5 protein-coding genes are annotated in these 5,882 nt (G+C 25.7%); all 5 read right to left on the bottom strand.

The annotated features are described in order from the left end of the window. A partial coding sequence (locus tag Q1J60_RS04145; protein WP_300258870.1) for a redoxin family protein occupies nt 1–1,200 on the bottom strand: 1,200 nt, incomplete at its 3' end. A gap of 269 nt (nt 1,201–1,469) precedes the next feature. Beyond that, nucleotides 1,470–1,646, bottom strand: a complete 177-nt coding sequence (locus Q1J60_RS04140) for a hypothetical protein (RefSeq protein ID WP_300258867.1) — start codon at nt 1,644–1,646, stop codon at nt 1,470–1,472. A gap of 511 nt (nt 1,647–2,157) precedes the next feature. Then, nucleotides 2,158–3,375, bottom strand: a complete 1,218-nt coding sequence (locus Q1J60_RS04135) for an MFS transporter (RefSeq protein WP_300258864.1) — start codon at nt 3,373–3,375, stop codon at nt 2,158–2,160. 62 nt (nt 3,376–3,437) lie between these two features. After that, nucleotides 3,438–4,637: an MFS transporter gene (locus Q1J60_RS04130; protein WP_300258861.1), complete on the bottom strand. Its 1,200-nt coding sequence runs from the start codon at nt 4,635–4,637 to the stop codon at nt 3,438–3,440. A 229-nt stretch (nt 4,638–4,866) separates the two neighbouring features. Beyond that, a partial coding sequence (locus tag Q1J60_RS04125; protein WP_300258858.1) for a cyclically-permuted mutarotase family protein occupies nt 4,867–5,882 on the bottom strand: 1,016 nt, incomplete at its 5' end.

Raw genomic sequence — 5,882 nt, 5'->3', positions numbered from 1 at the left:
TTCAATTAAACTTTTCATAGTTTCCTTTGTCATTGCTCCTGGAATATATTTGCTTATATATCCTTCCTTATTTATAATGAACGTTGACGGAAAAGCATTTATTCCATATTGATAAACCATAGATCCGTTTTCATCAAGTACAACTGGAAAAACATGATTTTCTTTTTTCAAGAAATTTTTTATATGCTCTTCTGAACCTTCTCTTCCTAAATTAGGTGAAGCTATTCCAAGTATTACAACATCATCCTTATTTTCATTATATTCTTTATAAAGCTCATCTATATAAGGCATTTCTCCTCTACATGGAGGGCACCAAGTTGCCCAGAAATTTATGAATATAGTCTTTCCTTTATATTCACTAAGAGTATGTTTATTTTCATACTGATCATATAAAGTAAAATCTATTGGAGGAATTTTATTTTCCGCTTCTTGCTTCTTATTGTCACTTTCATTTTTACTATCTTTATTTGCACTTTCACTCTTATTTATCTGAGTATTATTATTAATTTTTATCTCATTATTCATATTTCTTATTCCACCTATAAGCATTATTGAACCAGCTATTATTATGAAAATCCCACTTATCTTCTTAATTAAGTCCATATGTTTCTTTATTCCATCAAACTTTTTAAATAATTTACTATAGAATAACGATGCTATTATAAATGGCAATATAAAACCAATTGTATAAACTAATATTAATAAGTTAGACATTAATAAATTTTTTGAACTTGATGCCATTACAAGCACTGATGCTAATATAGGCCCTATACATGGTGTCCATCCAAAACTAAATGTAAATCCTAGCACAAAGGCTGATACTGGTGACATGTTTTTATATTTAAAATTTAATCTTTTTTCTCTGTTTAGTATATTTAAATTTATTACCCCTAAATAAAATAAGCCCATAAATAATATAATGACTCCACCTAAAATCATTATAATATTCTTATTAGTATTAAAGAATGAACTTAAAGCACTTATTGAAGAACCTAATATAAAAAATGTAGTTGATATCCCTAAAGTAAAGAATAATGTGTTTCTTATTAAAACACCACTTTTGAAATTAGAATCCCTTATATCCTCTACACTACTATTAGATAACATACTTAAATATATAGGTAGTATTGGTAATATACACGGCGAGAAAATTGATAAGATTCCCTCTATAAAAACAATAAAGAAATTAATATTTTCCATTAAAATTTACACCCCTCAATCTCTTAAAAACACAATTAAAATTTAACCTAAAATTACCAAAATCATGTGTAAACATTATGAATTTATTTGAAATAATTTCTCTATGTTTAACTCTTAATTCTTTTTTAAAAAATTACCATCCTATAACTGTTGTATGAAATGCACTATCTTCACCTCTACTAACTAGCTTCTCATTCCTTATAAAAAATAGTTTTTTAATTTAAATTCTCTCTAAACTCAAAATTTCTTTAATTATAGACTTATCTTTATTAGTCATCACTACATACACAAAATGAATTTTGTATTTCTATGTACTCTTCAGGAGTTAGAGAAAGTATGTATTTATCAAAATGATCTTCATTACAAAAATATCCTACTTTATTTTCTACATAATTTTCTTTTGATTCTTTTTCTAAATCTTTTCCACAATATAAACATTTTTTCATTTTATTCTCTCCTTTTAATATCTTATGTATTTCACTTGATTTCTACATAGATGATTTATCAAAATATAAAAGCAAAATTTATTTTTGATACAAACTCTATAATTTTTTTCTATATGTAAATTATTACACAATTACACTGCATATTTCTATATTTATATAAAAAGTTATCAAGTAAAATCCTTAATAATTATCTATATAAATTTTTAATTTCTACAAACTTTAACTTTTACTTAATCAAAGTTCTTCATATAAATATTAATAAAAAACACCTAACCCTATTTAAATTAAGATTAAGTGTTAACACTCTTTATTGATTCTCAGTTCTATTTTTAGAATATGACATTATATATTCTTTATGTTTTTCTTAGAAATTATTTTTGATACAACTTCAGCTAACTTTTTTAAGGTAATGAACTAAGAATTAATTTAGTAGAACTCTTTCTTATAAACCTCAATATTTTTAGTTTTTGCCACTTTATAAATTGAAACTATTCTATATATAGAAGAAGTCCTAATAACTTAAAGCTTTATTTTTAAAAACAAAAAATATTGAAAATACTATTAGAGAAATAACTAATAATCCAATAAATAACCATCCTTTATTTATCTTATATATAAAAGATGAAACTAGTGGACCTATTGCATATCCTAATGATTCTGATGCACCAACAACTCCAAATACTATTCCCTTTATATTTTTATCCTCACCAAATTCCATCAATGAATTTTGAAGAGAAGCATTTAAAAATGTTGCTCCTAAAAAATAAATAATTATAACAATAGTAAACCAAAATATATTTCTTATAAAAGATAAACCAAACAATGATAGATTCATAACTACAAATGATAAAAATAATTGTTTTTTTACGCCTATTTTATCACTAGTCCAGCCACCTAAAGGAGCAAATAAGCCAAAAGTAAATAAGTATATGGATATAATAGATGAAGTATAAAGTACTGTTCCTCCTAAAACCTCTTGACCATAAAAAGGAAATATAGCTCCTATACATCCATATATAAAATCTCCTAAAAAAGCTATTGAACTTAATAAAATTATTTTATAGACTAACTTATTCTTCTTAATATCTTCTATTATAACTTTTATTCTGCATCTCAACTTTTCCTTTGTTTTTTTACATTTCTCAATTTTCTTTTCTGGCTTTTTAATTTTAAACATAGTAAATATAAGAGAAATTCCTATTCCAAAAGAAGATATATAAAATACCATATTATAATTATTTATATTTGATACTATAAAACCTCCTATTATAGCTCCTATAGCACCACCTAGTGTAAATACAGCTGATGCATATCCTGTACACTCCCCTCTTTTCTTCTCATCTAAAGATCTTGATAGTATAGAATAATTAGCTGGAGCAGACATTCCTAAAATAGCTCCCTGAACTATATATATTATTCCTGCTAAAATTTTTGTATGAAAAATAGTATATGAAAAAGGAATACACCCCATTAAAATAAGAGAAATTGTTAATAATAATTTATCTCCTATAACATCTGAAACCATACCAAAAGGCACTTGAGATAAAGCTTTACTTACTCCATATAATGACATTATTATTCCTATCATCAATGTTCCTATTCCAATAGAATCAAAATAAAGGGCTATTATTGGTATCATAAGACTATAGCTTATACCAAATATGAATCTTAAAATACAAAAATTTAATAATTTCTTTCTGTTAAATAAAATATTATTTTTTATGTTCATAATAAGCTCCTTATATTGAGTTTTTCTTTAGTATCTTTCATAGTTCAAGTTATTATTCAAAATTAAATTTTAACTTGATTAAATAATATTACATATAAAGATGTAACTAAAACTGAAACTACCAATAAACCTAAAAATAAATAATTTTTATTAATTTCATAAATATAAGATGATATAAGAGGTCCTAATGCATATCCTAAAGATTCTGAAGAACCTACAAATCCAAATACAAAGCCTTTAATAATTTTATTTTCTCCAAATTCTGAAAGCGAACTTTGAAGTGATGCATTTAAAAATGTTGCACCTAAAAAATATATTATTATTACTACTGTAAATACAGACACACTTCTAATCATTATTAAAGATAATAAAGTTAAATTCATTACTATAAAAGATAATAGAATTTGATTTCTATTTCCTATCTTATCGCTAATATATCCTGCTAAAGGAGCTCCTAACCCAAAAACTAATAGATAAACTGATATTATTGATGATGTATAAGAGGTAGATACACCTAAAACATCTTGTCCGTAAAAATGAAAAAGTGCAACTACACAAGAGTATATATAATCTCCTAAAAATGCTATTGCTCCTAAAACTAATACCTTCTGAACAAGCTCCAATCTTCTTAACTCATAAAATACATACTTTAATCCTACTTTATTGCCACTACATCCTCTATTTACTTTTACTTTACTAATTTTAAATGAAATGTATATATATGTGATAAATATACCTAATGAAGCTAAATAAAACACAGAATTATAATCATTTAACTTAGTCACAATGAAGCCGGCAATTGCTGCCCCTATTCCTCCACTAAAGGTAAAAACTGCTGACGCAAAACCTGTACATTCACCTCTTTTTCTAATATCTAATGATCTAGATAGAATAGAATAGGTAGCTGGAGCTGCCATTCCCAATACTGCTCCTTGTATAACATACAAAGTTCCTGCTAAAAAAGTATTATTAGTAAGCGTATATCCTATTGGAACAAATGCCATTAATAAAATACTTAATTTTAAAGATAATTTATCCCCTATCCTATCTGAAATAATTCCAAATGGCATTTGTGCTAAAGTTTTGCTTACCCCATATAATGACATTACTGTTCCTATAATAACTGTTTCCATACCTATAGAATCAAAAAACAATGGTATTATTGGAATCATAATACTATAACTCATTCCAAAAATAAATCTATATGTGCAAAAATGCCTTAATTCTATTTTTCTAAAAAAAACACTATCCACTATCCTCATATTTTCCCCTACTTACTTAACAAAGTTTATATTATTTATTCTATTCTTCGTATTCTTAAATTATTAAAATATTCTGTTCTTAATTGATTTCCTTATAAAATTTATTGCTTTAGAAATAACAATATGTATTAGAAATCTTTAGTTAATTGCTCCAAAATGCTTTTTACTTATTATAATTGCATAACAAAAAAGGATTATGGTTATTTCAATAACCATAATCCTTTTTTATTTACTTTTTATAAATTAATTCACCTGAGTAAATCTTATTTGTTCTAATTCCTGGCTTAATTTCTCCATTTATTGAGAAGATATTATTTCCATCTAATATTAATGCTTCTCCACATGGAGCATTAAATGGTACATCTCCAATTGACTTCCACTCATTGTTCTTTGAGTTATAAATTAATACTTTTGTATTCCAAGCAAAATCTTGAGGATCTCTTCCAAAATACTCTTTCTTAAATTCAGCTAGACTTTCATCTTTTAATGTATTTAAATTTTTTACAGCATCATCATAAACAGCTTTATTAAATCCACCTATAACAAGCATTTCATCTTCATTTAATTTAACTGAATTAGCACCTAAAAGTGAAATTTCTTCATTTCCTATCTTAACGTCAGCTACTTTAGTCCATGAATTATCTTTAATACTATACTTATAACCATCTGTGTAAGCAATTTTATCTCCACCGCTAAATACATATATATCATCACCTAATAATTGAGCAACAGCTTGATTTCTAGTAGGTTCTCCTGGTATTTCTTTTAATTCTTCTGTTTTTCCTGTTTCAACATTAAATTTATAAACCTTATTACTAGCTTTTCCATTTTGTTTTCCAAGCCCTAAATAAATATCTTTATCTTTTTTAACTGCAAACCCATCACTAAATGTAAAAGGTAAATCTCCAATATGCTTTAAACTTACTTTTCCTTTTTCATCAGTTGTAATAAGAGAAACATTATTTCCTTCTTCTTCATTAGGACTTCCACCTAAATAATAAATTCCCTCCTCAGTAGTTATTGAACTTCCATAACCTATTTCATAATCCAATGTTGTATGATCTACTTGCTTTAAATTTCCATTCTCATTTTTTAAAACGTATACATCAGGATAAAGCTTTTTAGCTCCTCCTTTTGCTACTGGTTCTTCTGGAAAGTTAGCTCCTCCTCCAACAACTATATAATCTTTTGTTTTACCATAAAGTAAACCTGCTGTTCCTATATTTTTACTTTGACCTTTTTGAG

This window comes from Clostridium sp., from assembly GCF_029258205.1.
GTDB lineage: Bacteria > Bacillota > Clostridia > Clostridiales > Clostridiaceae > Sarcina.
This window is presented reverse-complemented; position numbering and strand designations above follow the sequence as displayed.